Below are 2257 nucleotides of genomic sequence, written 5' to 3' on the forward strand. Positions count from 1 at the left end.
GCGCAAGCGCCAGCTTGGCCACCGCGGTTCCGGCCGGGATGACCACGCTGCGAAGCCAGGGCCCGAGGGATGGGTCGTCGACCGACTCGGGCTTCAGGCCGCCGGCCACGACCGCCACATCGGTGGTCCAATCGGCGGACCCCCCGGCCTTGAAGTAGACCCGCAGCGGCCGGGAGAGGTCGCCCGTGCGGCGGAATTCCACCGTCATCAGGTCGCCCGGATTGGACTCGACGGCCACCGGGTCGAGGGCGGTGAGGGTCACGGTGGCGTCGCCGCCCGCGGGAGGATTGGGCGGGATGATGGGGATGACGGGCGGGTCTACGGGCGGGACGACGGGCGGGACGACGGGCGGGGTTGGGTCGCCGATCACGACCCGGATCGGTTCCGACTGGGCCACCGTAAGTCCGCCCCGGAGTCCCCGTGCCGCGAGCACCCGGATGCCCGGGGTGGGTTTTTCCCAGACGACCCGGTGCGGCACCTTGAGGCCGATCACCGTCGCGAACAGGTCGCCACTCCGGTCCGATCTCGCCACCACCTCGCCGTCGGCGAGGAACTCGACCACGGTGATCGGCCCGCCCTGGGGGTCCACCGCCACGGCCTCGAGGGTCAGCGGGGCCATCGGCCATCGGGTGCCGGAGGCCGGTGCCGTGAAGAAGATCGCCGGAGCGCCGGGCCTAGGCGCCTGCGCCCGCAGGATATCCAGGGACGGAGTGGCGAGCAGAAGCAGAATCAGGAACCCCTTCAGGAACCCCTTCAGGACACGGTGGATCTTCATGGCCAAGCGGGAGCGGGATCGAAACCGATTTGGCGAGGATAGGCGGACGGAGGGCTTCGGCAAGAGGCCATCCGGGGGTGGTTCCGGGCCTTGAATCCGCAGGTCGGCGTGGGCTTGGCGGCCGGCCGTTTCGTCATTTCCGCCCCAGGTCGAGGCACTTCCAGCGCCCCGTGTCCCGCAACCCGTCGCGCAGGTACAGGCGCCCGCCGGCGAGCGCCGGATTGCACCAGTTCACTCCCGCCACCTGCGCCCGGCCCAGTTCCCGCGCGGCCGCGCCTCCGGTGTCGAAGAGCAGCAGTTCGCCCCCGTCGGTGAGCATCAGCACGCGCGCGTCCCCGGCGGCGATGAAGCCCGCGTGGGCCTTGTCGGCGGCGCTGGTGATCCAGCCCGTCTGCGTCCAGCGCACCGTGCCGTCGTCGCGCCCGATGCACACGACCTCGCGCTGCGGTCCCAGGCCCACGATGCGGTCGCCCACCACGATCGGGCATGAGAAGTTGGGGGCGGCCTCCTTGGAGTTCCAGGCCTCGGACACCGACCACCGGTCGCCCTCACGGCGGACCTGCAGGCACAGCAGACCCGTCTGGTGCGACCCGAGGATGACCCGGTCGGCCAGGAGCAACGGGGTCATGACGTGCCGCGAGAAGGCCGTCTTGAGCGGATGTCGCCACAGGACACGGCCGGTCTGGGCCTCGAAACCCACGGCCGCCTCGGCCATGAAGTCCACCACCTGTCGCACTCCGCCGAGGGTCCCCACCATCGGCGCGGCGTAGCCGGCGACCTCGTTGCCCGACTTCCAGCGGACCTTTCCGGTGGCCGGATCCAAGGCGACCAGGCCCGCGCCGTGGGTGGATCCCGCCGACGCCCACAACCAGCCCGGTTCCACCCAGGGCGACCCGTTGTTGCCGTGGCGCATGGCCCCCTGGCTGTTGCCCTTCTCGCCCACGAAGACCGCCCCGAAGTCCTTCGTGTAGTCGACCGTCCACAGCGCCTTTCCATCGGAGGCTCGGAAACAGGCCAGGCGTCCGCGGCATGACTGGGCGAAGACCCGCCCCTCGGACACCACGGGCGTGCAGCGCGGCGCGGCCAGACCTTGCGAGTCGGTGAAGGTGTCGTCCACCACGGCCTTCCACCGCTCGGTACCCGTGGCTGCGTCCAGCGCGCGCACCACCTCCTTGCCCTCCTGGGCCTCGGCCGCGAAGACCAGGTCCCCGGCCACGACGGGCGAGGCGTAACCCGGTCCGGCGGCGACCGACCAGACGACCTTGGGCGAGTCGGGCAGGGCGATCAGCGGGGCTTCCTCGGCCGATGGGTGCCCGGTGCGGGTGGGCCCGCGCCACTGCGGCCAGTCGGCGGCCCCGTGGGTCGGCAGGCCGCCTGCGAGACCCAGCGCGAGGGCGGCGGCGGGGGCACGGGCGAGGCGTCGGGCCGTCAGGATCGGGAACATGCATCAACGCTCCCGCACGGCCTCGGCTGCCGTCAATC

2 protein-coding genes are annotated in these 2257 nt (G+C 72.0%); both read right to left on the reverse strand.

Annotated elements, in window-relative coordinates:
• Positions 1 to 775, reverse strand: a 775-nt coding sequence (locus tag FJ309_17445) for a hypothetical protein (GenBank protein ID MBM3956358.1), incomplete at its 3' end; no start/stop codon positions are given.
• Between the two features lie 133 nt (positions 776 to 908).
• Positions 909 to 2219: a hypothetical protein gene (locus tag FJ309_17450; protein ID MBM3956359.1), complete on the reverse strand. Its 1311-nt coding sequence runs from the start codon at positions 2217 to 2219 to the stop codon at positions 909 to 911.
• Between the last annotated feature and the right edge of the window lie 38 nt (positions 2220 to 2257).

Source organism: Planctomycetota bacterium (genome assembly GCA_016872555.1).
Lineage (GTDB): Bacteria > Planctomycetota > Planctomycetia > Pirellulales > UBA1268 > F1-20-MAGs016.